Origin of the sequence: Pseudobacillus sp. FSL P4-0506, assembly GCF_038003025.1 — a bacterium.
In the GTDB taxonomy this organism is placed as follows: domain Bacteria; phylum Bacillota; class Bacilli; order Bacillales; family Domibacillaceae; genus Pseudobacillus.
The window spans coordinates 3,585,785-3,610,462 of record NZ_JBBOOI010000001.1; the positions used below are offsets into that span (position 1 = coordinate 3,585,785).

Annotated in this window: 25 protein-coding genes; 7 read left to right on the top strand and 18 right to left on the bottom strand. The window is 41.1% G+C overall.

From position 1 onward, the window contains the following. Nucleotides 1-132 precede the first annotated feature (132 nt). From MKZ02_RS17740 to MKZ02_RS17795, 12 genes are all read right to left on the bottom strand, one after another. Nucleotides 133-1,491, bottom strand: coding sequence for an IS1182 family transposase (locus tag MKZ02_RS17740; protein WP_340854857.1), 1,359 nt, complete (start codon nt 1,489-1,491; stop codon nt 133-135). Between the two features lie 347 nt (nt 1,492-1,838). Next, nucleotides 1,839-2,501 carry a potassium channel family protein gene (locus MKZ02_RS17745; RefSeq protein WP_120036975.1) on the bottom strand — a complete coding sequence of 221 codons (663 nt, stop codon included), beginning with the start codon at nt 2,499-2,501 and terminating at the stop codon, nt 1,839-1,841. A 79-nt stretch (nt 2,502-2,580) separates the two neighbouring features. Further along, nucleotides 2,581-3,600, bottom strand: coding sequence for a cytochrome d ubiquinol oxidase subunit II (locus MKZ02_RS17750; protein ID WP_340854860.1), 1,020 nt, complete (start codon nt 3,598-3,600; stop codon nt 2,581-2,583). Nucleotides 3,601-3,623: 23 nt separating this feature from the next. Beyond that, the gene (locus MKZ02_RS17755; RefSeq protein WP_340854861.1) at nt 3,624-4,955 is read right to left on the bottom strand and encodes a cytochrome ubiquinol oxidase subunit I; all 1,332 of its coding nucleotides are present in this window, start codon (nt 4,953-4,955) and stop codon (nt 3,624-3,626) included. Between the two features lie 158 nt (nt 4,956-5,113). Continuing rightward, entirely contained in the window at nt 5,114-5,572 is a 459-nt protein-coding gene (locus MKZ02_RS17760; RefSeq protein ID WP_340854862.1) for a TlpA family protein disulfide reductase, read from the bottom strand. A gap of 92 nt (nt 5,573-5,664) precedes the next feature. Continuing rightward, nucleotides 5,665-6,207: a biofilm-specific peroxidase AhpA gene (gene ahpA, locus MKZ02_RS17765; RefSeq protein ID WP_120036967.1), complete on the bottom strand. Its 543-nt coding sequence runs from the start codon at nt 6,205-6,207 to the stop codon at nt 5,665-5,667. A gap of 324 nt (nt 6,208-6,531) precedes the next feature. Beyond that, on the bottom strand, nt 6,532-7,653 hold the full coding sequence (locus tag MKZ02_RS17770; RefSeq protein ID WP_340854864.1) for an N-acetyldiaminopimelate deacetylase: 1,122 nt from the start codon (nt 7,651-7,653) through the stop codon (nt 6,532-6,534). 76 nt (nt 7,654-7,729) lie between these two features. Next, on the bottom strand, nt 7,730-8,440 hold the full coding sequence (gene dapD, locus MKZ02_RS17775) for a 2,3,4,5-tetrahydropyridine-2,6-dicarboxylate N-acetyltransferase (protein WP_120036963.1): 711 nt from the start codon (nt 8,438-8,440) through the stop codon (nt 7,730-7,732). A 121-nt stretch (nt 8,441-8,561) separates the two neighbouring features. Further along, on the bottom strand, nt 8,562-9,428 hold the full coding sequence (locus MKZ02_RS17780) for a LysR family transcriptional regulator (protein ID WP_120036961.1): 867 nt from the start codon (nt 9,426-9,428) through the stop codon (nt 8,562-8,564). 27 nt (nt 9,429-9,455) lie between these two features. After that, complete coding sequence (locus MKZ02_RS17785; protein WP_340854865.1) at nt 9,456-10,946, bottom strand: MDR family MFS transporter; 1,491 nt, start codon at nt 10,944-10,946, stop codon at nt 9,456-9,458. Nucleotides 10,947-11,067: 121 nt separating this feature from the next. Further along, nucleotides 11,068-11,508, bottom strand: a complete 441-nt coding sequence (gene cbpB / locus MKZ02_RS17790; RefSeq protein WP_120036956.1) for a cyclic-di-AMP-binding protein CbpB — start codon at nt 11,506-11,508, stop codon at nt 11,068-11,070. A gap of 168 nt (nt 11,509-11,676) precedes the next feature. Then, nucleotides 11,677-11,928 (bottom strand): YkuJ family protein, encoded by a 252-nt coding sequence (locus tag MKZ02_RS17795; protein WP_120036954.1) that lies wholly within the window; start codon nt 11,926-11,928, stop codon nt 11,677-11,679. Between the two features lie 172 nt (nt 11,929-12,100). Between MKZ02_RS17795 and MKZ02_RS17800 the strand changes: the two genes are divergently transcribed. The 3 genes from MKZ02_RS17800 (at nt 12,101) to MKZ02_RS17810 (ending at nt 14,075) form a co-directional block, all read left to right on the top strand. Next, nucleotides 12,101-12,343, top strand: a complete 243-nt coding sequence (locus MKZ02_RS17800; protein WP_340854868.1) for a glutaredoxin family protein — start codon at nt 12,101-12,103, stop codon at nt 12,341-12,343. A gap of 269 nt (nt 12,344-12,612) precedes the next feature. After that, complete coding sequence (locus MKZ02_RS17805) at nt 12,613-13,488, top strand: metallophosphoesterase (protein WP_340854869.1); 876 nt, start codon at nt 12,613-12,615, stop codon at nt 13,486-13,488. 125 nt (nt 13,489-13,613) lie between these two features. Next, entirely contained in the window at nt 13,614-14,075 is a 462-nt protein-coding gene (locus tag MKZ02_RS17810) for a YkyB family protein (protein ID WP_340854871.1), read from the top strand. Nucleotides 14,076-14,275: 200 nt separating this feature from the next. Here the strand turns inward: MKZ02_RS17810 and MKZ02_RS17815 are convergent, their stop codons facing one another. Both MKZ02_RS17815 and corA read right to left on the bottom strand, forming a co-directional pair. Next, the gene (locus MKZ02_RS17815) at nt 14,276-15,178 is read right to left on the bottom strand and encodes a chemotaxis protein (protein WP_120036945.1); all 903 of its coding nucleotides are present in this window, start codon (nt 15,176-15,178) and stop codon (nt 14,276-14,278) included. 97 nt (nt 15,179-15,275) lie between these two features. Further along, the gene (gene corA, locus MKZ02_RS17820; protein WP_340854872.1) at nt 15,276-16,256 is read right to left on the bottom strand and encodes a magnesium/cobalt transporter CorA; all 981 of its coding nucleotides are present in this window, start codon (nt 16,254-16,256) and stop codon (nt 15,276-15,278) included. Between the two features lie 91 nt (nt 16,257-16,347). On the opposite strand from corA, the gene MKZ02_RS17825 reads away from it, so the two are divergent. Continuing rightward, nucleotides 16,348-17,505 carry an aminotransferase A gene (locus MKZ02_RS17825; protein ID WP_120036941.1) on the top strand — a complete coding sequence of 386 codons (1,158 nt, stop codon included), beginning with the start codon at nt 16,348-16,350 and terminating at the stop codon, nt 17,503-17,505. A gap of 48 nt (nt 17,506-17,553) precedes the next feature. Here MKZ02_RS17825 and MKZ02_RS17830 read toward each other — a convergent pair whose 3' ends face one another. From MKZ02_RS17830 to MKZ02_RS17840, 3 genes are all read right to left on the bottom strand, one after another. Next, nucleotides 17,554-18,420: an NAD(P)-dependent oxidoreductase gene (locus tag MKZ02_RS17830; RefSeq protein ID WP_340854875.1), complete on the bottom strand. Its 867-nt coding sequence runs from the start codon at nt 18,418-18,420 to the stop codon at nt 17,554-17,556. Nucleotides 18,421-18,659: 239 nt separating this feature from the next. After that, nucleotides 18,660-19,445 (bottom strand): SDR family oxidoreductase, encoded by a 786-nt coding sequence (locus MKZ02_RS17835; protein WP_120036937.1) that lies wholly within the window; start codon nt 19,443-19,445, stop codon nt 18,660-18,662. Between the two features lie 347 nt (nt 19,446-19,792). Beyond that, nucleotides 19,793-19,987 carry a hypothetical protein gene (locus MKZ02_RS17840; protein WP_340854879.1) on the bottom strand — a complete coding sequence of 65 codons (195 nt, stop codon included), beginning with the start codon at nt 19,985-19,987 and terminating at the stop codon, nt 19,793-19,795. A 220-nt stretch (nt 19,988-20,207) separates the two neighbouring features. On the opposite strand from MKZ02_RS17840, the gene MKZ02_RS17845 reads away from it, so the two are divergent. Then, nucleotides 20,208-20,399 carry a YkvS family protein gene (locus MKZ02_RS17845; protein ID WP_120036935.1) on the top strand — a complete coding sequence of 64 codons (192 nt, stop codon included), beginning with the start codon at nt 20,208-20,210 and terminating at the stop codon, nt 20,397-20,399. Between the two features lie 220 nt (nt 20,400-20,619). After that, nucleotides 20,620-21,228: a CPBP family intramembrane glutamic endopeptidase gene (locus MKZ02_RS17850; protein WP_120036933.1), complete on the top strand. Its 609-nt coding sequence runs from the start codon at nt 20,620-20,622 to the stop codon at nt 21,226-21,228. Nucleotides 21,229-21,300: 72 nt separating this feature from the next. Here the strand turns inward: MKZ02_RS17850 and MKZ02_RS17855 are convergent, their stop codons facing one another. Then, nucleotides 21,301-22,329, bottom strand: coding sequence for a YkvI family membrane protein (locus MKZ02_RS17855; RefSeq protein ID WP_340854885.1), 1,029 nt, complete (start codon nt 22,327-22,329; stop codon nt 21,301-21,303). Nucleotides 22,330-22,507: 178 nt separating this feature from the next. Here MKZ02_RS17855 and MKZ02_RS17860 point away from each other — a divergent pair, with 178 nt between their 5' ends. Next, nucleotides 22,508-24,658 (top strand): ATP-dependent Clp protease ATP-binding subunit, encoded by a 2,151-nt coding sequence (locus MKZ02_RS17860; RefSeq protein WP_340854887.1) that lies wholly within the window; start codon nt 22,508-22,510, stop codon nt 24,656-24,658. Nucleotides 24,659-24,678 lie beyond the last annotated feature (20 nt).

Here is a 24,678-nt window from a genome sequence, read left to right on the forward strand (position 1 = left end):
AGATGCAGCTATTGGCTGCATCTCAGTTTGTCGACAAAAGGGGTTCGGAATAGTCTTATTCCGAACCCCTTTTGATTTTTCGGTAGTTTTAAAGCCATTCGAGAGAAAGATAGACCTCTCCGAGGTCATCATTTAAGCCATTTCTGGTTCTCGCCAAGTCCAGCTGGCCATTTTCTTGAGATTCATGGCAGCGAAAGTAAGCATCGCTTGCATCGACAATTTTTTAAGTCCCCTTAACGTTGTCCAACGCATGCCATGCTTTTCTTTTGCATCTGCGAATACACGCTCAATCGTTTCTTTTCGCTCCGCATAAATCGCTTTAACTTCTTCGTGGTGGCGAAGATGGTCGGCCTCTTCCATATATTTCTGCCAAATATGGCGTGTCACCACTTTTTGATGATTTCTGCTTTCCGTGCATTTAGCTAAAAAAGGGCAGGAGGTACAAACCTGTTTGGGTGATCTGTATTCACGATAGCCTTCCTTATTCGTCGTTGAGTAATTCAATACTTCCCCTGTCGGACAAAGGTAACAGTCAAAATGTTCATCGTACACATAGTCATGCTTTCTGAAGAAGCCCTCTTTTGTGCGCGGCCGTGTATAAGGCAAAGCAGGTGTCATGCCGTTTTCCATTAAATAACTGGCAATGGCAGGTGTTTTGTAAGCTCCGTCTGCACCAACAGCTTTAGGTTTTCCTACCTTTTCTATCACTTTCTCCATTAACGGCTCTAAGATTTGGCTGTCATGTGTGTTGCCTGGTGTGACCATTGTGCCAATTACGAATCCCTTACGGTCTGCGGCCGCGTGAAAGGAATAGGCAAATTGTTTGGTTCGTTCGTCTTTAACGTAGTAGCCACTGTCCGGATCGGTTGTACTTTCCTTGATTTCTTTCGTTTCTTCTTTATCGAACTTATCTGGCGGGAACGGCTTTTTTCCATGATCCTCTCGGTCCTGATTAATCTCTTCTTGGAGGCGTTCCTGATACGCGCGTGTTTCTTTGCGAACCATTTTCTTTTCAAATTTACGCTTATTCGCGCTAGCTTTTACATGAGTGGAATCCACAAAAACGTGCTCCGCACTAATGAGCTTTTTCTCGGCAGCTATTTTTAAGATACGATAGAAGATCTGTTCAAACAGGTCGGTATCTTTAAAGCGACGCTCGTAGTTCTTACCGAAGGTAGAGAAATGCGGCACTTTATCATGGAATCCATAACCGAGAAACCAGCGGTAGGCCATATTCGTTTCCACTTCCTCGATCGTCTTGCGCATGGATCGAATGCCAAAGGCATATTGGATAAATGTTAGTTTAATTAAAATAATTGGATCAATGCTTGGGCGGCCCACTTCCGCATACAATCCTTCCACCAAGTCATAAATAAAAGAGAAATCCATCGCTGCCTCCATTTTACGGACCAGGTGATTCTCTGGTACAAGCTGGTCTAGAGCGATCATTTCTATTTGATTCCGTTGGATTGGATTGTTTTTCGAAAGCATCTTTCTCACCTCAAGTGTTTGATCTATTTATTTTAAAACAGGTATGGTTGTACGGCTACTCTAACTTTGTAACCCCTGTTGATTGAAATGGATGGCGCAAAGACTCCTGCGGGATCAGCGGGACAGGTGAGACCCCGCAGGCGCTTTCGCGGCGAGGAGGCTCACCGCCCGCCCCGCGGAAAGCGAAGCGCCTGGAATGGAAATCAACAGCCCCCATTCACAAGCAAAATAAAAAGGACTGTAGACAAACTCTAGAATTTCATTGAGTTTGTCTACAGTCTGAGATGCAGCTATTGGCTGCATCTTTTTGTTTGATTTACTCTTTTATGTTTTTATGTTTGTAGTGGTTACGCGTTCATTACTTTCTGCTCAAAACGATTAATATCGGAATCAGCGCCAATGACAATCAGGATGTCCCCTTCCGCTATCTTCTCGTCAGCCTGGGGGGAAACGAGGATTTCTCTTCCTCTTTTAATAGCCACAATGTTGATGCCATATCTTGCTCGGATATCTAAATCAATCAATGAATTTCCTGACAAGACCTTATTTGCCACGATCTCCATGATGGAATGCTCATCAGATAATTCCAAGTAATCAAGCACATTATTAGAAATCATATTATGGGCGATTCTCCGGCCCATGTCCCTCTCCGGATGAACAACATGATCCGCTCCGATTTTTCTAAGCACTTTTTCATGATAGTCATTTTGCGCTTTTGCTGTCACTTTCTTGACGCCAATTTCCTTTAACATTAACGTCGTTAAAATGCTCGACTGAATGTCATCACCAATCGCTACAATGACATGATCAAAATTGCGAATGCCAAGACTTTTCAACACCGACTCATCCGTTGTATCCGCTACAACAGCGTGTGAGGCAATAGCAGCAAATTCATTGACGCGGTCCTCGTCAACATCGATCGCCATCACTTCCATTCCTTGTTCTGAAAGCGCCCGACAAATGCTGCCGCCAAAGCGACCAAGGCCTATTACCACAAACTCTTTTTTCACATGAATTCCCCCACTAGTTCATCGAAGTTTCATTACCTGACCATTCTATCACAGAAGATAGAGCGATACGATAGTGTACTTATTGTTTTTTCCCCTTTACATACTCCGCATCGAATAGGAATAGCTTCATTAACAAATAGAGAGAGGGAATTAACAGCAGCAGCCCTAGCACAAAAACAATAACCAGCGCAACAGCCATTGTTTCATTCGTTACACTTTCATGCAGGACAACGTGCGGATACAAAATATATGGTAAATGGGATGCTCCATAACCAAAGAAAGCAAAAAAGAATTGCAGCATAACTAAAATAAACGCCGTGCCGAAATTTCTCCTTATATAGATCAGACAAGAGGCAATGATAAAGCAAAGCAGCGATAACGCAAACATCCACCAGTACTCACTCACTGCCTTATGAAAATGTTCAGGGTTATGTTCCCGCAGCGAAACAAACACAAGGAAGCTGGCCACAATTGTCGGCGGGCTCCACAGCAAGGCAAATTTACGCAAGATCGTCCGTGCCCCTCTATCATCTGCCCGGTCTGCATAATAAGTTAAAAAGGCAGCACTAATGAATAAAACAGAAACGATAGACAAGATTACTACACTCCAGGAATAGGGACTTGCAAACAATTCTTTTGCCAAAAAAGTAACCTTATCCCCTTCTACTTTTAAAAAGCCCCCTTCAGAAATGGTTAAAGCCGTTGAGAGTGAGGCAGGAATTAACAGCCCTGTCGCTCCGTATAAGAATAAATAAGCCGTACTGCTCCTGGAGCCATAATTATTGAATGCATAAAACGATCCACGGATTGCTAACAAAATAATCGCTATGCTGCCGGGGATCAGCAAGGCTGTTCCAAAATAATAAGCCGTGCTTGGGAAAAAACCTACGATCCCGACAAAGAAAAAGACAAAAAAGACATTCGTTACCTCCCATACGGGCGATAAGTATCTGGAAATTAAATCATTAATCAAGTGATCTTTTTTCGTTATTTTTCCATAATAAGCGAAAAAGCCGGCACCGAAATCGATGGACGCAACGATCAAATAACCGTATAAAAATGTCCATAGAACAGTAATACCAAGAAGTTCTAAATTCATGGCTCTCATCCTCCTCTAACTGATCAAAGGTTTGGGAAACGCTGTTCCAACTCGGCTTCTGCCGGTGTATGTTTAAACATACGAATTAACACAAAGACACAAATAACTCCGAGCACCAAATAAAGAAGAGCAAATAGGATAAACGTGAGCCCCACCCCATCGCCTGTCGTCGCAGCTTCTGACACCTTCATATATCCGTTTAATATCCATGGCTGACGCCCTACCTCCGCGTAAATCCAGCCAAATTCAATTGCCAGCATAGAGAGTGGCCCACCGGCTGTAACCAACCATAACAGCGGTTTATTCAGTTCATTAAACCGTTTAATTCTATCCATCAATATATATACGCCAGAAACCCCCAGGACAAAAAAGCCGATTGAAACCATAAGGTCAAACATATAGTGCACCCATAACGGCGGACGTTCATCTTCTGGAAACTCATTCAACCCGATTACTTTCGTGTCAAATGAGCTGCCGGCTAAAAAGCTTAAAAACCCTGGAAGGCGAATCTCATTCTTTATTTCGTTGTTTTCATCGAGTGTGCCAAACAAAATAAGATCGGCGCCTCTCTCTGTCTCAAAGTGCCATTCTGCAGCCGCCAGTTTCTCAGGTTGCTCTTCAGCTAAGAATTTCGCCGATACATCTCCAGCAAGCGCTGTAAGTATAGAAAAGATAAATGTACAAATAAGTGTTAAACGTAAAGCCTTTCTCTCATACTGTCCTCTTTTCCCTTTAATAATCGCAACAGCCGCGATAGCTGCCAGCACAGCAGCAGCCGTCATATAAGAAGTCGTTAATACATGGAAGACCTTGGAAGGAGTAGCCGGGTTTAACATGGCAGCGATCGGATCAATATTAACGGCTTTTCCATCCTCAAGTTCAAATCCCTGAGGTGTGTTCATAAATGCATTAACGGTGGTAATAAACAAAGCTGAAGCGGAAGATCCAATCATAACTGGAATGGTTAATACCCAATGTGTCATTCTGTTTTTGAATCGATCCCATGTGTATAAGTAAATCCCTAAGAAGATAGCTTCAAAGAAAAAGGCAAATGTCTCCATAAATAAAGGCAGCGCAATCACTTGCCCGGCTACCTCCATAAAACTCGGCCAAAGAAGCGACAATTGTAATCCAATCGCTGTTCCTGTTACAACACCAACAGCCACTGTAATGGTAAATCCCCGAGCCCAACGTCTTGCCAACAGTAGATAATAGGGGTCATTTCTTTTAATTCCAATAAATTCGGCAATAGCAATCATTACAGGAACCCCTACACCAATTGTGGCAAAAATAATATGAAATGCTAATGTCATTGAGGTCAGCATCCGGCTGAGCATGACACTATCCAGTTCCATTAAGAGACCTCCTTATTTTTACACTATTGAATTTATTTTACCTCTTCTTTTCATTCTAAACACCGGGCACAAGAAAATGAAGGAATCTTACCAAAGATTTTGTGATTTTTTTCACAAATTTATATAAATAAAAACCAGCTCATCAGCTGGTTCGTTTTTTATTGTGCATTTTTCTCTGTTTCATCTAATACGCGATTCACACGCTTTTCCAGCATTTTCATGCCGCTTCCTCCGGCTTGGAAATGGCGGAGATTGCCGTCTTTATCAAACACATAATAAGCAGGAACATATTGGTTTTCAAATGCTTCTGTTAATTTATGCTCACTGTCTACAAAAATCGGCTGTGTAATTCCATGCTCTTCTGCTACAGATTTAATTTCTTCAAGGTTAAGATCATCTTCAGAGCGGGGCATATGTACAGCCACGACATTCAGTTTGTCGCTGTATTCATCGCGGAATTCATTTACTTTTGGCATTGCTTCTTTACATAGATGACAACTGATAGACCAAAAGTGGATAAGTGTTGGTTTTTCACCAACCAATTCATCTTTTGTCACTTCGCCATTCAACCAGGCAGTTGCACCGTTTAATTCCGGCATTGGTTCTCTTAATTTCATTTAAATAGCCTCCCTCTTATTTCTAAAAAAGACCTAACGAATAAGTTAGGCCTTTTTGTTTGTTACGCTCAGTTATTTCTCTGTAAAAGATCTTACAGAGTTTTTTGACCTGGCTTCCAGTTTGCAGGGCAGAGTCCGCCTGTTTGAAGCGCTTGAAGCACACGAAGAGTTTCATCTACATCGCGGCCGATGTTATTGTGGTTTACTACTTGGTATTGAAGTTCGCCTTCTGGATTGATGATGAATAACCCGCGAAGTGCTACGCCTTCTTCTTCAATTAATACGCCATATTCACGGGATACTGTGTGGTTTGTATCAGCAGCAAGTGGATATTTCAGATCGCCAAGACCATTGTCTTTACGGTCTGTATTAATCCATGCTAAGTGAGTATGAATTGTATCAGTAGAAACACCAATTACTTCTGCATCCAAATCTTCGAACTCATCATAGCGGTCAGATACAGCAGTGATTTCTGTTGGACATACGAAAGTAAAGTCCATTGGGTAGAAGAATAATACTGTCCACTTGTCATTTTTCATGTTTTCTTCAAGACTTACTTTTCCAAACTCCTTATTAGCCAATACTGCGTCCATTTCGAAACGTGGAGCTTGTTTTCCTACCATGCGTTCTGCCATTTCTAAAATCCCTCCAAAATAGAATTCAATTATAAATGAGAAAGTAAAAGATTATTCTCAATTACTTTCCTTATCACAGTTATTATAATAGATGCAAATATCGGCGTCAACAACTGTTTATAATAATTTTAAAAAAGAAATTAATACAAAAAAATTCTGCAGGCTTTCTAAAAAAACACCCTCTATTGTTGTTCCCTGCCACGCTTTTTTTAACGCTATCATTTATATCCAGTGTATCATGTTCTTTCCTTACAACCAAATAATAACCCCTCTACAGCTATCCTGGAGGCCTTATCGACAAGAGTAGGGAGAATGGAGCGGCTGTTAAGTAAGCGTTTTAAAATAATTCGTAAGCGCATCAATTCCAACTGTAATCGCTTTTTCATTCGGATTCAGCTTTGCGTGATGAAGTCCGTGTTCAGAGCCTACCCCAAGCCAAAACATTAATCCCGGAATCTCTTTCAGCATATAGCCGAAATCCTCGCCTGTCATCGCCTCTGTGCAAATAACGAGTTCAATGTCCTTCTGGCGTTCCATGAAGGAAATAAAACGTTCGGAGACATGAGAGTCATTATTTACTTGATAATAGTTACTGCCATAATCGATGGTAGCTGTGCATTCAAAGCCCATTTCGATCCCCTTTACAAGAGCTTCGATCCGTTTTTTTACTTTGAGCATTGACTCCGCGGACAAAGTGCGAATTGTTCCTTCGATGCGTGCGGTTTCCGCAATCACGTTTTGAACGGTTCCGCCAGTCAGCTTTCCGACTGTAACTACTGCACTGTCGAGTGGATTCACATTCCTCGACACAACCGTTTGCAGCTGGGTAATTAAATGGGCCGCTGCAACGACCATATCCTTTGTCTCATGTGGAAACGCCGCATGTCCTCCTTTTCCAGTTAAATCGATAAATAACTCAGAAGTGTTTGCGAATAATAAGCCCTCTTTCGTCGCGATTGTCCCTGCCGGGTATTCAGGAGCAATATGCAAGGCATATATTTCATCTGGCATCCACGCTTTCATCTCTTCACTTTTTATCATCGGCTCTGCTCCTCCGGGTCCTTCTTCAGCCGGCTGGAACACAAACAGCAGATCAGGGTCAATTTCATTATGAACAAAATAAGTAAGTACCCCTAAAGCAATGCTCATATGCACATCATGACCGCAAGCATGCATCATCCCCGGATGTGAGGAGCGAAATGAGAGGCCTGTCTGCTCTTCAATCGGCAGGCCATCCATATCCGCTCGGTAACCAATTATCCGGTGGCTTGTTTTGCCTTTGATTTTAACAAGGATGCCAGTTTTCCATGTCTTAACTTCTAATCGCTCTTGTGGAAGAGAGTTCAGATACTGAAGGATATAGCTTTGTGTCTTATACTCATTAAACCCTAACTCAGGAATTTGATGGAGGTCTCTTCGGATACTTATAAACGGACTGCTTCCCACTTTCTTCACTCACTTTCTTTAATAAAGAAGCACGGGCTGCAGCCCGTGCTTCTCTTGAATTTCTCCTACATGCTGCTTACAGTTTGCGTAATTCCTGCATGATTTCTGTTTTTGACTTTGTTTTATCGTCAATTTGTTTAATGACTTTTGCCGGTGCCCCGACTGCTACTGAAAACGGCGGAATATCTTCTGTAACGATTGCTCCTGCCGCAACAACAGATCCTTGTCCGATTCTTACACCTTCTAATACTACTGCATTTGCACCGATTAACACATCGTCTTCCAGAACAACCGGTTGTGCAGAAGGCGGCTCAATAACTCCTGCCAGCACTGCCCCAGCACCTACATGACAGTTTTTCCCAACAGTAGCACGTCCGCCAAGCACCGCATTCATATCAATCATCGTACCTTCACCAATAACTGAGCCGATGTTAATAGAAGCGCCCATCATAATTACGACATTGTCACCAATTTCTACTTGATCGCGAATGATTGCTCCCGGCTCAATACGCGCTTTGATCCCTTTTAAATCGAGCAAAGGAATCGCTGAGTTGCGGCGGTCATTCTCTACTACATACTCTTCGATTTTGCCTTCATTTTGTTGAATGGCTTCAGAAATTTCTGACCACTCACCGAATACTACACCTGAACGGCCTTCGATAAATGTTTTGGAAGAAGAACCAAAGTTAATGCCTTCGAGTTCACCTTTTACATATACTTTTACTGGCGTTGATTTTGTGCTATTGCTGATAAAAGAAATAATTTCATGTGCATCCATCATTTTCATGCTATGTATTCCTCCTACTAATCATATGTACTGCGAAAAATTTTAAAATTTTGCTTCGCATTTCTTCTTAATTTATCAGAGTAAAGAACATTTCACAAGAATATTTTTACACGCTGTCCCTTCATTTGCACTCTTCCACGATCTCAATAAATGCTTGTACCTGCTTTAATTCAAAAGCCGCATCATACCCGAGAAGCCATGTGTCTCGGCGAAGAGGCCGCTGTTCTTCATCAAGCAAAGGCAGTTTATATACATCTCCTTCAGCTTCATCCAACGTAATTGCCGGTAAAATCGCATAGCCAATTCCATTAAACGCCATCTGCTTGCACGTTTCTATCTGGTCAACAATGATCGATTGCTTCGGCGCCATTTGAAACTGACGATGCCACCATTCTTGAATCTCTTGGTAATAGGTGGAATCGCTTTTAAATTGAATAAAAGGCTTATCCGAGGTTAATATCTCCTCTACATTACGGATTTCTTTATCTACTAAGAACAGGCTATCCTCAAATAGATGAATTTTTCGCCCTTTCCACTCGGGCGTTCCTCTGATAATGCCAATATGTACTTCCCCTTCATAAAGAGCTTTGGAGATTTCACTGCTCCAGCCTGTCATTAAAGAAATTTTGGCATGGGGATATTTTTTTACGAAGCGTTTTAATACCTTTGGCAGCCACTTTTGACCAACAATGGACGCACAGGCAATCTTTAATGTACCGTGGACTTCCGATTCTAATGCGTGAATATTTTCAAGCACTTTCTCCCTTTTTTCTACGACTTCTGCAGCAAATTGAACAATGATTTCTCCAGCCGGCGTTAGAGACAAACCTTTCGTCGAGCGATTAAAAATTTTCACTCCCCACTCTTTTTCAATCGTTTGCAGCCGCTGGGACAGCGCCGGCTGTGAAACAAAAAGCCGTTGCGCTGCCTTTCTCATATTCATTTCCTCTGCTAAAACCTTTAATAATTGAAATTCCGAAAATAGCATATTGTCTCCCTCCGAACAACGAACGAATCATTCACCCTTTTTTAACAATAATAGGAAGAGAAAAGAAAATACAGCAAAGATACATACCACTACATAAACAGCATGCAACGAACCCGCCAATCCTTCCTGAAGCATGTGGAACATTTTATCTGAAAGCTGGCTTTCCTTGCCGCCCAGCAGTTCATTAATAGAATCAACGGAAAGGGACCTCATCTCTTCATCCGGCTGATTGTGTAAGAATGATTGCAGCCGACTGTTTAAAACACCACCGAGCAAGGCAGCCCCTACAGTATTTCCTAAGTTCCTCATAAACATATTGGCAGCAGTGGCTGCCCCACGCTGATCCCACTCTACGGAGTTTTGAATGGAGACAATGAAAGCAGTTGATGTAAGTCCCATCCCTACCCCAACAAAGAAGGAAGAAACAGCCGCCCACCAAGGGCCGCTTTCTGCATTCATGAAGATAAACAAGACGCTGCCTAAAATAAGGGACAAGCCACCAATAATTGTTGTTTGGCGATAACCGATAGTCAAAAGCATCTTCCCTGAGAGCGTTGAAGCAATCGGCCACCCAATAGACATCGCCGTCAACGTAAAGCCAGCTACTGTGGCACTCTCCCCCATAACTCCCTGCACATAGGTAGGCAGAAAACTAGAAATGCCGATAAGCATCACACCGGTCGTTAAGGAGACAATATTAGCGATTAATATTGAACGGACCTTCCATAGGTTGAAAGGCATCATCGGGGAGGAAGCTCGTCTTTCCACCCAAATAAATAGGATAAAAGCTAGCGCTGAAATAGCAAACAATAGAACACTCTTTCCTGAAACCCAAGGAAACTTGGAGCCGCCTTCTACTAATAAAAACATGAGGCCAGAAATTGAAATTAAAAATACGAAAGTACCAGCGTAATCAATTTCCGGCTTTTTCTTTTCCATGTTTTCATGTAAAAATAGCCATAAACCGGCAATCGCCAATACACCTAACGGTAGGTTAATCCAAAATACAAAGCGCCAGCTAATAAATTCCACGAGCAGCCCGCCAAGTGCAGGACCAGTCACTGCCGAAATTCCCCATACACTAGAAAGATATCCTTGCACCTTCGCACGCTCTTCTTTCGTATAAATGTCGCCAACAATCGTTGTGGCAATTGGCATGACAGCCCCGGCTCCAATTCCTTGAACAAGACGAAAGAAAATAAGCTGTCCCATTGAATCGGCCAAGCCGCATAAAAAAGAGCCTATAAGAAAAATTAAAATACCGATAATCAGTACCGGCTTGCGCCCAAAAATATCAGACAGCTTCCCGTAAATAAGCACGGTAGCTGCGTTCATCAATAAATAGGAAGAAAACACCCAGCTATAGAGAGAAAAACCACCCAAATCCGCCACGATATCAGGCATAGCCGTAGAGACGATTGTCGCCTCAATCGCTCCCATGAACATAGCGAGTATAACTGCCGCTAACACCAAGGGCCGCTTTGTCAATTTTCTTTCTTTACGTAGGACATTATCCAACTTCCCTATCCTCCTTACAGACCTACAAAAAAACCGGGCCTTCACGAGAAAAAGCAGAGAAGCTTTCGCATTTCTCATGCTTCTCTGCCTGAAGGGAATCCGGTCAGAAATAAAGTTTTATTTATTTAAGCTGATCCACATGGTAATTCAACTGCTTGAGAATCACTCTTCTGGTCAATATGCCTTGAAATTCCCCTTCCTCATTGGTTACACATAAAAAAGGGTGATTGATTAATAGTCCAAGCGCTTTTCGAAAATGATCATGAATAGTAAGCCATGGCTTATCTGTCGCCATCACTTCCTCCACTCTCATATGTTCCAGCTTCTCAAACTCAATTCTCTCCAACCCAAGGATCGCTTCGGTAATCATCGGTGAGCTAATTAGCCCTTGAAGCCTATATTTAGCATCTAGTACTGGAATAGCTGTATATCCGCTTTTTGTTAAGATCAACAAAGCATGCTCTAAATTATTCCCAGGTTGTACATGGGCAACTTTTTCGGCAGGAATAATATAATCCATAATGTTCGTATGAAGGACATCTTTACTTTCAAAAGAAATCATCTGATTACTACCCCTTTACACTTTTCTGAGAGATGTCTTTTTTATGGTCATGCTGATGGCACTCCCATTCGTTCAAGGCGCTTTCTTTAATTATAGCAAATTCTCCCCATACATTTCCATGATTGCCAAAAGCCCCGCTTAAATGTAAGCAGGGCTAGAGTATGACTATTACTGCTGTTTTTCTTCCTGGAGAAGTTCAAAAATTTCAATAGCAGTCATGTCAATGTCATCAAAAGGATACTTATTGCCCTTTCCGTCTTTATCATATACTTCCAGTTCAAATGTATCTTTTCCCGGGAAAAACTTAACCTGGCAAAGCGTCTTGCCGTTTACCTCGAACAAACGCTGTTGCACCTCTCCGTTTTCTCCGCCCTCTTGCAATGATTTTAATCGTTGAATAATGCCTGTTAATTGTGACATAAAATTGATCGGCCCCTTTCACCTTGTACTATTCGATATTTATTTTGGTTTTGACTGTCCCGTATCTGTTTGATATAAAATAAATAGGCAAAAGAAATATACCATACATCTATTTTATATCCAACTATTTTATTTTTAATATTGTATTCAAAAGAAATAAAGGAGAAACTGAATGAAGCCCATTATTTTATATACCCAGCCTGACTGTCCGCCATGTCAAATAATCAAACTATTTCTAAAGGATCGCGGAGTGGGCTATGAGGAGAAAAATATTTCTGAGGACCACCTGGCAAGGCAGGAGTGGGAAATTAGATGGAATGCTTCCTCCACCCCTACGGTAGTCGTTCACGACGAAGCAGTGACTGGCTTTGACCTTGAAAAGTTAACGAATTTGTTAGAAAAGCACGGAATGTAAGGACACTTCATAAAGGATGGCAGTGATAATTCTCTGTTTCATCCTTTTTTCTTGCAGTTATTTCACTGACAATCAAGGAATATAGTAAAGTGATAAAGATGGACAAACCAATTTCATGTAAAATAGCACTGTCTCCCTATATGAAAGAACAAGCAATGAGCGAACAAAAGAACGGACATTGTTCAACCGCCTAATGCAAATTAATTTATTAAATCTCTTTTTTTCACTACTATAAAGAGGTCGAACTTCAGTTGAAAGAGTGAAACTATATGGCAAAAAAAATTTCTCGCCGGTCATTTTTAAAACAATCTCTTGCATTCTTACTCTCTCTATTCGGACTGGCAGGAGGCGGCTATTCCTATGCTAGATTTATTGAACCGAAACGTCTGCAAATCATTGAATTAGATATTTCCCACGAATTAATTCCACGAGCTTTTCATAATAAACGGATTGTACAATTCAGTGATACTCACCTAGGCTTCCAATATACGTTGCAACAATTAGAGGAGCACGTCCAAACCATTCATTCACTCGATCCAGACTTCATCTTCTTTACTGGTGACCTGTTGGATAGACCGGATGACTATCAATCATCAAAGACAAAGGAAGTCATCTCTATTTTGCGCAAACTAAAAGCCCCTTTAGGCAAATTTGCTGTTTACGGGAATCATGATCATGGCGGATATGGAACTGATTTGTATAAGTCAATTATGGAGAAATCAGGATTTACACTTTTAAGAAATAACTCGGTGGAATTAAGACATCTTAATGAAACGATTTATCTACTTGGCATAGACGATGCTTCGCTGGGACAACCTAGCTTTAGTCAAACTACAAAGAAAGTCAAAAAAGACCAGTATCTTATTCTGCTTTCCCACGCACCAGACCTTGCCGATGAGGCGGCAGATGCCGGCATTCATTTGCAATTGAGCGGCCATTCCCACGGTGGGCAAATCCAGCTGCCCTGGTATGGAGCATTGTACACTCCTCCCTATGCGGAAATTTATAAAGAAGGACTATACAAGATAAAAGGTAATCCCCCCCTAACTCTCTATGTGAATCGCGGCTTAGGTACAACAAGGCTTCCTTTCCGTTTCTTATCTATTCCGGAGATTACCGTATTTACGTTAAAGTCTATAAGGTAACGGAGAAAGCTATTTCTACCGCTTTCTCCTCTTTTATATAACAAAATTAAAATTATTCAGATACTTTTCAATCAACTAAAAAAAGGTTATAATGGGTTAAAATTAGTCTGAAAGGAGTCTTTTCATTGAGTACTCATAGAGAATCTCCTGCCCATTCTCCATCTACTTCAAACCTCGCTAAAGCAATCTTTACTGTCAACCGGCATGCTAAGACAGCTATAAACCCTAAATATTTATATTTATTAAAGAAAAAAGCACTTTTGAAGATGATACAGGAAGGACGGGCGGAGAAAGCCGGCCTTCACTTTTCCAATAATCCAAAAAATAGTCAGCAGCAGTCCGATGTCCTTGTCGTATGCGGCGACTATACGTTTCACATTCCGCCTTGCAAAGAAGACTTTGCGACTCTTCCTCATTTCGGTAGTTTGGATAAGAAAAAGCGGAACCCGAAAACTTATATGAATTTAACAGAGGCAAAGAAACTCTTACAATTATATACCGGCTTTATGGAAAAAAATGAGCCCTCTGTTCCCCGCAAAAAACAATACCATAAACCGGTATTTAAACCGCTCGGCCAATCTTACTAGCATAGGGTCTAAGCTTCTCCATTCAGAGTTTTCAACTAACTCTTTCTTTTTTGGGAAACCCTGAATGGATGAGAATAGCCTCTATCCTAAAAGATGCCTGTGATTCCCCATTAGAAAAGCATGCTGCCAAAGAACTTTATATAGTGAATATAACAAAAAACACCGGGCGTGATGACCCTGGTGTTTTTTATGTTATATGTTTAGAGAACGAGTCGATCAATATGCTTGATGAGTTCTGCGATTTCTGGTTTGCTTACTTGGGCATCAGCCCCTACTTCGTCTCCTTTGTGGCGCAAGTCTTCAGTAATTAACGAAGAAAAAATCACAATTGGAAGATCTTTCAGCTGGGTATGTTCCTTTACCCGTTTAGTTAAATGGTGACCATCCATTTGCGGCATTTCGATGTCTGTAATTAAAAGCTGTGTCCCTTTTCCGGCAGCTACTTCATCTGCCTGACTCTCCAAGTATGACAAAGCTAGCTTGCCATTTTCAAAAAATTCTACAGCATCATATCCCGCTTCAGCAAGTGTATCACTGATCAGTTTTCTTAATAGCGGAGAATCTTCTGCTACAACCAGTCTTTTGCCCGAACGCTCCCTTTTATCAAGTTGCTTGATTTGCCCAACATGAATACCAGATTGCGGGTTAATGTCTACAATGACTTTCTCGAAGTCGAGCAGTAAGACCATTTCACCATTTATTTTAATAACGCCGATTACTTGGTTGCCGCCTCCCTGGTACATGTCAGATGGCTTTTCAATGTCTTCCCACGAGATTCGGTGAATTCGGGTGACATTCTGAACATGAAAAACGACTTTTTGCTTGTTAAATTCAGTAACAATATACTTATCCGTCTGCCCTGATTCCTGACCAGATAATCCCAAAACTTTTGCCATGTTTACTAGCGGCAGCACTTCCCCGCGCAGCTGGATAATTCCTTCAATATGCTCATGGGCATGTGGAATAAAAGTGACAGCTACCGGCTGAATAATCTCCTTTACTTTAATAACATTGATTCCATATTTATTGCCATGCACTTCAAATTCAACGATTTCCAGTTCGTTTGTTCCACTTTTTAATAGAATTCCATTTTCGCTATTCATTCATTTATCCCCTTATATTTCAATTTATCTTATCATTAATAATGTCGGTTTCTTTCGGGGAATATTTAGACAGATCCTATAGAACAATCACAAATCCTTATTTAAATCGCTTCTTTTTCTTTTTATGCAACTGAAGCCATCCTGCTTTTACAAATATAAAAAACATAGATACGGCAATTACACCCATAACGGCAAGAACAATAAAATACCCGTAAGAAGTGTGTAATTCAGGCATATGATCAAAATTCATGCCATAAATCCCCGCGATAAATGTTAAAGGCATAAAAATCGTTGTGATGACCGTCAATGTCATCATAATGTTATTCATTTTATCCGAGTTTACGGACAAATAGCTGTCACGAACGTCTGAAGAAAATTCGCGGTATGACTCCAGCATCTCCACCAATTTCATTAAATGATCATGAATATCACCAAAATAGATGTGCCGATCCTCTATATATTCGAGCCGGGTTGAGTTCAGCAGCCGATAAAGAAGGTCTCTCATTGGGATAATGGTCCGTCTCAGTTTTGACATATCATGTCGGATATCAAATAATTGGTCAATTAAATTATTCCCTGGATTGGTATCCAGCTCTTCATCTATGCTGTTTAAGGCATCCTCCACATGATAAATCAGCGGAAAGTACTCATCCACGAATCGGTCAATCAATCTATGCAAAATAGCGACTGGGCCCTGTTGCAGTCTCTCATTTTCCAACAGACTTTTCCACACTTCATTTATTTCGGCTATAGGCTGCAAATGAACAGTTACCATCATTTCTTTATTCATGAACACGCCAGTTTCTTTTCCCTCAAGCGTTTGCTGATCAAGAGCATGGATAAGAAAAAAAGCGTAATCCTTATAAAAGTCTAATTTAGGCCGGCCACTTTGATTGTCAAGGCAATCCTCTACCGCCAGAGGGTGAAAACGAAAAAAACGTTTTAGCACTTTTGCTTCCTCTTCATCTGGATTGAAGAAGTCTACCCAATACCAAACTGTATCTTGCGCTTTTACCTCTTCTAGAGAGGAATCAAAGACAAGTTGACCGTCTGTTTTTAAGATACAAATTTTAATCATATTTTTCTCCATTGTTTTCTTCATTTTCACTGGTGTCTGTCTCGTTCAATGCTACAATATATTATATCCATACAGAAAGGCGGAAACCTCATTGGAACACCTTATTAATAAACAAGTAAAAAACATTCAGATTTCTGGAATCCGCAAGTTCTTTAATCTGGTCGGCGGTGTTGATGACATGGTCTCTCTTACAATTGGCCAGCCTGACTTCCTTACGCCAGAACACGTAAAAGTAGCGGGCAAAGAAGCAATCGCTGATAACTTTACAACCTACACTCATAATGCTGGTCTCCTTGAATTGCGAAAAGCGGCAGCCGATTATGTACATAGTAAATACCATTTATCGTATTCTCCCGAATCAGAAGTCATTGTGACCGTTGGAGCTAGCCAAGCAATCGATATTACCCTGCGCACGCTGTTGTCACCGGGTGATGAAGTAATTTTACCAGGTCCCGTTTATCCTGGCTATGAACCAATTATCCAGATGTGCCAAGCAACTGTACGCACAGTTGATACACGGGCAAGTGGATTTAAATTAACTGCAGGGTTGATAAAAGGAGCCCTAACAGATAAAACAAAAGCAGTGATTTTGCCCTATCCGTCTAATCCAACCGGTGTGAGTTTAACAGAAGCGGAATTAAAAGAGATCGCTGACCTTTTAAGAGGAAAAGATATTTTTGTTATCGCAGATGAAATATATAGCGAATTAACATTTGACGCTTCCCATGTGTCTATTGCTTCTTTTTTAAGAGAGCAAACCATCGTATTAAATGGGCTGTCTAAGTCACATGCAATGACAGGCTGGCGGATCGGCTTCTTATTTGCGCCTGAAGAGATCGCCAAGCATATGTTGAAAGTCCATCAATACAATGTATCCTGTGCTTCCTCTGTCTCACAAATGGCTGCGTTAGAAGCTGTGACAACTGGCATCAATGATGCTCTACCGATGCAAGCTGAGTATAAAAAGCGGCGGGATTATGTATTCGATAGGCTTTCCAATATGGGGTTGGACATTGTAAAGCCAGACGGGGCTTTTTATTTCTTTATTGCTATTCCTGATTGGGTGCAAGATTCTTCTTTCGACTTTTGTTACAAACTGGCAATGGAACAAAAAGTAGCTGTTGTTCCCGGCAGCGCCTTTTCCGAGTTCGGTGAAGGGTATTTCCGGCTTTCTTTTGCTTGCTCAATGGAAGAATTACGTAAAGGACTTGATCGCATCGAGGCATTTTTAAACAAAACAAAAAATTAAAAGCGCTTGGAGCCGGCCGGTCAAGCCGCCTCCGAGCACTTTTTCCACCTATCCCCAATATTTAAACAGTGCTTGTGTTCCGCTGGCTTCCTCCCCTCTTGAAGCCAGCTCTTCATACATCTTTTTAGCCAGCGATAGGCCCGGCAGCTCCAATCCCATTTTTTCTGATTCTTCGATCGCTATTCTCATATCCTTTATGAAGTGCTTTACATAAAAACCCGGTGCAAAGTCTCCCCGGATCATTCGCGGGGCCAGATTAGATAAAGACCAACTGCCTGCTGCCCCTGTAGAAATGCTCTTTAACACGCTATCCAAATCAAGTCCAGCCTTTTGTGCATAGAGGAGCGCTTCGCAAACACCAATCATATTTGTTGCAATAGCTATCTGATTGCTCATCTTTGTATGTTGCCCTGCTCCCGCTTCTCCTTGATAGATGATATTACTCCCGAGCGTTTGAAGGAGCGGCAACACTTTTTCAAATGCAGCTTTGTCCCCACCGACCATGATAGCAAGCGTTCCATTTCTTGCACCTGTATCTCCGCCCGAAACTGGTGCATCCAGAGCATCTATTCCTTTTGCTTTTGCTTGTTCATAGATTTTTCGAGCAAGGCTAGGCTGCGAAGTGGTCATGTCGATCACCACCTGGCCTTTCCTTCCTCCTGCCAGGATCCCCTCTGCTCCTAAATATACTTCCTCTACATCATGAGGCTCGCCGACAATCGTAAATACTGCATCTGTTTGACCGGACACTTCAGCTGGCGTTTGGCACCATACAGCCCCTTTAGTGAGCAATTCCTCCGCCTTCTCTTTTGTACGCGTATAAAGAAATAATTGGTGTCCTGCCTCCTGCAAATGGTGCGCCATGCTTTTTCCCATTACTCCTGTACCGATAAACCCAATTTTCATTGTCTGCATCATTTTCCCACCTTTATATTAAAAAACCAGCACCTACCTAATGTTAGGCAGGCAACTTTTACTAACGAATAATTATTTCAAACATATATGTTCTACGGATATACAACAAAAAAAAGACCTGCCATTCAGCAGGTCCCAAGAAAAGGGGGTTGTGAGTGAGAATCTCCAATTGATCATGCTTGGTTATATACTTCCCACTATCCTGCCGAATTAAACCATAAAAAGAAATTTTTTTGTTGTTAAATGGATCGAATCATGCCGCCATCCACCAAGAAACTGCTGCCTGTCATGTAGGTGTTCGCATCAGAGGCTAAGAAAGCGACTACATTAGCAAACTCTTCCGGTTTTCCATACCGGCCAAGCGGTATTCTTTTCTTTATCTGCTCACCCAATTGCTCAACGGAAATTCCTTGCTTCTCAGCATTAATCTCATCTAGATATTTCAGACGATCTGTAGCAATGCGTCCTGGTGCCACTGTATTAACTAAAATTCCATAAGGAGCCAGCTCTTCTGCCAGCGTTTTAGAAAGGCCTACAATTCCTGTACGAAATGTATTCGATAAAACCAATCCGGAAATCGGCTCTTTAATTGAAGAAGAAGCAATATTAATAATCTTGCCTCCTTGTTTTTTCAAGTAAGGCAACGCTTCTCGTATTGTCCGTATGTACGATAATAAATTCAACTCAAATGCCTGTTGCCATTGCTCATCTGTCATGTCGACAAATGATCCGGCTGGTGGTCCCCCTGCATTATTAACTAAAATATGAATCGTCCCAAATTTCTCAATCGTTTTGTTTACTAATGACTTAATTTCCTCTGGTTTTGTAATATCGCAAACACTATAATCAACCTGGCTCACATTCTCTCTCTGCAGCTGCCGTTTTACCTCTTCCAATTTACCGCCGTTTCTGCTGGCAAGCATAACATTTGCCCCTTCTTCCGCCAATTTTGTAGCAATGGCTTTCCCAAGCCCCTGGCTTGAGGCAAGAACTAATGCTGTTTTTCCTTGAAAAGATCCATCCATCTTAACAGCCTCCCTTCTTCTCTCTATTATTATAGTATATTTCGAATTTTCCTTCATTTGTTGTCTCCTAAGATAATCAGAAAAAGTGTAAATGAATCATGTGGGCAGTACGTTGTGCACTTATAAAAATGTAAAATGATCTACTTTCTCTAAGAAGATTCATGCACGTAAAAAAGGGGGTGTGAACAATAAAAAAATCCGGACAGTAATTTGTCCGGATTAAAATGGGGGGAAAAATGAGAATGAAAAGGCTTGAGTAAATCCTATCATGTACTGTTACTTATTATTACCCGTCTTCTTCGGTTTAAACATTTTTTTGATATTTTTATTTAATGAAAAGCGATTCATCAGCTTCTTGGCTCTTTCATATAATAATATATAACAGACCCCCCCCGTTGTGCCACTCCCCTAAAGTGTTTAAAATCTTCTCTTTTTACCAGCTCTCGTTGAAAAATCAGAAAGTGCTCGTTGCTTACGTGACACTCATTAATTTCACCGTTTTTCAATTGATCCATCAGGTTTTTTGCATCAGTGGCCGTCATATTTTCCCTTCTTTCTGAATTTTTCATCTTATTGGGCAAAATACTTTACTCTTTTACAAAAATAAGGCAAACTGTAAAGTAATTCTTTTTACCATTTATTATAATGCAAAAATGATTGACATCTTTTCCTGTTAGGCCTTACTTTCAAAAGCTTAATATAAATACAACCGAGAAACAACAAGGAAAGCTTTTTAATTTAATCTGTGAAGGAGAGATAAAAATGACGAAAGCAGAAGTGGGGAATGTGATTAAATTTAAAAATGGGTTACAAGGAATTGTTGAAAAAGTAAATGAAAACTCAGTGATCGTTGATCTAACGATTATGGAGAACTTCAGAGAATTAGAAATGGAAGAAAAGACAGTGGTCAACCATAAAAACTATACAATTATCCAATCTTCTGTAAACGCTTAAAAAAGCAGCCGTATATAAGTATACGGCTGCTTTTTTAAGCATCCTGCATTTTTCTTACACATTGTCAATCTTCTAGGCCCTGATTGTACAGCTATTCTCTTTTGGGCTCCATCCGCCCCTATCAATCTTCCTCTTTTCTTCATTTCAAGGGATTTTCATTCTATTTTTTACATCCTTTTGTTAAAATAAGTGCTGTATGAAAAGAAAGGAGTTCAGAAAGATGGCACTTATTAAGGATTGGCGGCTACTTTTGAGTATCATTCTTGCGCATGTGCTGCTCTACATGACATTCTCAGATCGTGATATATTTTGGTATTTATATACAGCTGCAAATCTTTTCTTCATTAGCTTTGCCATTATTAGCGAAAAGATAGATGATAAGCAAAAGACACGCAGTTATTTAAAATATGGTGTTTTATCCGGACTGCTGTTATATGCTCTCTTCTTTGTGGGGCATCTCCTTCTGCCGGTCCTTCCTTTTTCATGGGAAAAACAAGTAGCCAGTATGTACAAGTGGTACTCTCCCCAGTTCTCCTGGCATTATATTGTATTAATACTAGTTTTTATTCCCGGTGAAGAGCTGTTTTGGCGCGGATTTATTCAAAAACGCCTTTCAGTCTATTTCAATGATTTGACAGCAATCATTGCCGCTTCCATGCTGTATGCTTCCATTTTCCTCTACTCAGATAAATTCATTTGGGTTCTGGCAGCCTTTGTTGCTGGCTTGTTCTGGGGGTCTTTGTATGTGTGGAAACGCAGCATTCCAATGCTTATCATCTCTCATCTTGTGTTTGATGTGCTATTAATTGTGCTGTTTCCGCTTTTATAATAAATAGCCACATCAGCAGGCAATAAGGAAAACAGCTGCTTTCTGTGATAAAACGGACTGTAACAGTCCGTTTTATTTCTTCCAGAGCAATACAAGAAAAACTAAACTGATGAACCCAAATAATGGATATAAAAACCCAAGCAATGCACCATATGAAATTTGACTAAGCAAAAAGCCAGCAGAAAATATGATAACTAATAGAATAGCCGGCGCCCATGAAAGATGGACCTGTAACTGCTGTTTCAATCCATACACATTTCCGATTACAGATGTAAAAATTTCTCCGTAAATAAGAAAGGCATAAACAAAATGAAACGCTGGAATGAGCCATTCAACAATCTGTGCCATAGGTATCTCATAATTGGCAACGTTGACTAATTGAATTAAGCTCACATGGCTTGCGAGCATTAAGCAAGTTAATATTGCCCCTCCAAGAAACGCTCCTCTTTTGATCGTCTGCCTGTCCTTTATCTCAAAAGCTAGCGGCACAAGAACAGCTTGAGCCAAGGCTAAATTAAATGCAGCGTAGCTGAATGGAGAAGTCCACAGCTTCCACGAGTGATCGGCTGTTCCCTCCTTAAAAATGGTTTGCCAGAAGTCCGGCTGCTCTACAGCTTTTCCAGCCGCATATATATGAAAAATTACCATAAGCGGGACAACGAATACATTGACAGCAAGCAATCCTGATATTCCCTTTTTCATAATCAAAAAACCGGCGGCTATGCTTAACAGGATGCCTATATTAGCCGGGATTTCGAATCTTTCCTCAAATAATGCTCCTGTTCCTGAAAGCATAACCCCTGTGACTCCAATCAGCATAAAGAATTGAACAAAAGTGGCCACTAATCCAAGCTTCTCACCAAAAAGATAAGCATTAAACTCTTCAAAGGACTTTGCCTGCACATCAATGGCTGCCAGCATAATTTTGGCTCCCAGAAAGATAAACAGACCACCACTCACCATGATTCCAAGCAGTCCATAAAAACCAAATTGAGAAAAAAACTGAACGATCTCTTTTCCAGTCGCAAACCCCGCTCCAATGATGGTCCCTATGTAAACTGCCGCTATTTGGCAGGCTCCAATCCACGACTTCAAAAGCATCCCCCACTTTAAACGTGTTAGTTCACCTTATGCTTGTCTTCAGCTTTCAAGAAGAAAAAAATATTTTTTAACAAAATAGTTGAAAGTCAAAAAAGGTCAGAGTATAATAAAGTCAAAGTTAGTCAAAGTCAAAAGCTACTTCACTTATAAAAATAATAAACGGAAAGGAATGAAGTGCATGTTGTGTCAAAATTGTCATCAACATCAAGCTAATGTTCAATTCCGTATGAATATTAACGGAAAAACAAAACAACTTTATTTATGCTCAAACTGTTATCAAAAAAATAAACAACAAATGGGAGATGGTGCGATGAACTTTCAACAATTTGGAGGATTTCCCTTTGACGATTTAATGAAAGGTTTCGGTTTTTCTCAGATGAATGGTCAAGCAGCCCCTTCACCAAAAATGCCGACACAACAAACGGGTGGCAATGGCGGAAACGGTTTTCTGGACCAGTTTGGACGTAACCTAACAAACATGGCCAAGAGCGGTTTAATTGATCCAGTGATCGGTCGCGATAAAGAAATCAGCCGTATTATTGAAGTATTGAACCGCCGCAATAAAAATAACCCTGTATTGATCGGTGAACCAGGTACAGGGAAAACAGCCATTGCGGAAGGCCTAGCCGTCAAAATTGCAGAGGGCGATGTGCCAGCTAAATTAAAAGAAAAAGAAGTGTACTTGCTAGATGTAGCTTCTCTTGTGGCTAACACAGGGATTCGCGGACAATTTGAAGAAAGAATGAAGCAATTAATTGCGGAGTTGCAGCAACGTAAAAATGTTTTGTTATTTATTGACGAGATCCACTTAATCGTCGGTGCCGGCTCTGCTGAAGGCTCGATGGATGCCGGCAATATTTTGAAACCCGCTCTTGCTCGCGGCGAATTGCAATTGATCGGCGCAACTACTCTGAAGGAGTATCGTCAAATTGAAAAAGACGCTGCGTTAGAACGCCGCTTCCAGCCAGTTCAAGTAAGTGAACCAACAGTAGAAGCAACGATCCAAATCTTGACTGGCTTGCAAAAACGCTATGAGGACTTCCATGAAGTCACCTTTGCAAAAGAAGCGCTGGAAGCTTGCGCAAAATTGTCCCATCGATATATCCAAGACCGCTTCTTGCCTGACAAAGCAATTGATTTGCTCGATGAGGCTGGCTCAAAACTGAATTTAACGATTGATACTCAAGATAAAGAATCAATCAATGAACGCCTTGCTCAAATTGGAAGAGAAAAAGAAGCGGCCTTACAACATGAAGACTACGAAAAGGCAGCAAAGCTGCGTGATGAAGAAACAAAATTAGAAGAAAAACTGCAAGGAGCGGAAGAAACAGTTGAACGTCCAGTCGTAACAGTTGAACATATTCAACAAGTAATTGAAGAAAAAACAGGTATCCCTGTCGGCAAGCTTCAAGAGGACGAACAACAAGCTATGAAGCACTTAGAGAAAAACTTAGCAAAAAAAGTCATTGGACAAGCAGAAGCTGTTCAGAAAGTAGCCAAAGCGATCCGCCGCAGCCGTGCCGGCTTGAAATCACAAAACCGTCCCATCGGTTCCTTCTTATTCGTCGGTCCGACTGGTGTGGGGAAAACAGAACTAACAAAATCGCTCGCTGAAGAATTGTTTGGCTCTAAAGAGGCCATGGTCCGTCTTGATATGAGTGAATTTATGGAAAAACACAGCGTGTCTAAATTAATTGGTTCCCCTCCAGGATATGTTGGCCATGAAGAAGCAGGGCAGCTGACAGAGAAAGTGCGGCGCAATCCGTACAGCATCATCTTGTTGGATGAAATTGAAAAAGCTCATCCCGATGTACAACATATGTTCCTGCAAATCCTCGAAGACGGCCGGCTTACTGACAGCCAAGGACGTACAGTCAGCTTTAAAGACACGGTTATCATCATGACAAGCAATGCTGGAACAGCGCAAAAAACTATTACTGTCGGTTTTGAGAAAAATAATGCAGTAAAAGAAAGCTCTATTTTAGATTCACTTGGCAGCTTCTTTAAACCAGAATTTTTGAACCGTTTCGATAATATCATCGAATTTAAATCACTTGAAAAAGCCGATTTACGTCAAATTGTTAATTTGATGCTCGCTGAATTGAACGCTACTTTGGAGGAACAGTCTATTACACTCGAAGTCACAGAAGAGGTCAAAGAACGGCTAGGTGAATTAGGCTACCATCCAGAATTCGGAGCCCGCCCGCTTCGCCGTGTGATTCAAGAACAGCTTGAGGACGGAATTACCGACTTTATCCTTGACCATCCAGAAACAAAACAATTAAAAGCTGTATTAAAAGACAATGATATTTATATCATCGCTGCTTAAAACTCAAAAAGCGTCTGAAG

Bases quoted from the DNA above. Each gene is read 5' to 3' on its own strand.
- MKZ02_RS17740 (WP_340854857.1), bottom strand. From the start codon at position 1,491: ATGCTTTCGAAAAACAATCCAATCCAACGGAATCAAATAGAAATGATC.
- MKZ02_RS17750 (WP_340854860.1), bottom strand. From the start codon at position 3,600: ATGAATTTAGAACTTCTTGGTATTACTGTTCTATGGACATTTTTATAC.
- MKZ02_RS17755 (WP_340854861.1), bottom strand. From the start codon at position 4,955: ATGGAACTGGATAGTGTCATGCTCAGCCGGATGCTGACCTCAATGACA.
- MKZ02_RS17760 (WP_340854862.1), bottom strand. From the start codon at position 5,572: ATGAAATTAAGAGAACCAATGCCGGAATTAAACGGTGCAACTGCCTGG.
- ahpA (WP_120036967.1), bottom strand. From the start codon at position 6,207: ATGGCAGAACGCATGGTAGGAAAACAAGCTCCACGTTTCGAAATGGAC.
- dapD (WP_120036963.1), bottom strand. From the start codon at position 8,440: ATGAAAATGATGGATGCACATGAAATTATTTCTTTTATCAGCAATAGC.
- MKZ02_RS17780 (WP_120036961.1), bottom strand. From the start codon at position 9,428: ATGCTATTTTCGGAATTTCAATTATTAAAGGTTTTAGCAGAGGAAATG.
- cbpB (WP_120036956.1), bottom strand. From the start codon at position 11,508: ATGATTTCTTTTGAAAGTAAAGATGTCCTTCATACGAACATTATGGAT.
- MKZ02_RS17795 (WP_120036954.1), bottom strand. From the start codon at position 11,928: ATGTCACAATTAACAGGCATTATTCAACGATTAAAATCATTGCAAGAG.
- MKZ02_RS17800 (WP_340854868.1), top strand. From the start codon at position 12,101: ATGAAGCCCATTATTTTATATACCCAGCCTGACTGTCCGCCATGTCAA.
- MKZ02_RS17805 (WP_340854869.1), top strand. From the start codon at position 12,613: ATGGCAAAAAAAATTTCTCGCCGGTCATTTTTAAAACAATCTCTTGCA.
- MKZ02_RS17815 (WP_120036945.1), bottom strand. From the start codon at position 15,178: ATGAATAGCGAAAATGGAATTCTATTAAAAAGTGGAACAAACGAACTG.
- corA (WP_340854872.1), bottom strand. From the start codon at position 16,256: ATGATTAAAATTTGTATCTTAAAAACAGACGGTCAACTTGTCTTTGAT.
- MKZ02_RS17830 (WP_340854875.1), bottom strand. From the start codon at position 18,420: ATGCAGACAATGAAAATTGGGTTTATCGGTACAGGAGTAATGGGAAAA.
- MKZ02_RS17835 (WP_120036937.1), bottom strand. From the start codon at position 19,445: ATGGATGGATCTTTTCAAGGAAAAACAGCATTAGTTCTTGCCTCAAGC.
- MKZ02_RS17840 (WP_340854879.1), bottom strand. From the start codon at position 19,987: ATGACGGCCACTGATGCAAAAAACCTGATGGATCAATTGAAAAACGGT.
- MKZ02_RS17845 (WP_120036935.1), top strand. From the start codon at position 20,208: ATGACGAAAGCAGAAGTGGGGAATGTGATTAAATTTAAAAATGGGTTA.
- MKZ02_RS17850 (WP_120036933.1), top strand. From the start codon at position 20,620: ATGGCACTTATTAAGGATTGGCGGCTACTTTTGAGTATCATTCTTGCG.
- MKZ02_RS17855 (WP_340854885.1), bottom strand. From the start codon at position 22,329: ATGCTTTTGAAGTCGTGGATTGGAGCCTGCCAAATAGCGGCAGTTTAC.
- MKZ02_RS17860 (WP_340854887.1), top strand. From the start codon at position 22,508: ATGTTGTGTCAAAATTGTCATCAACATCAAGCTAATGTTCAATTCCGT.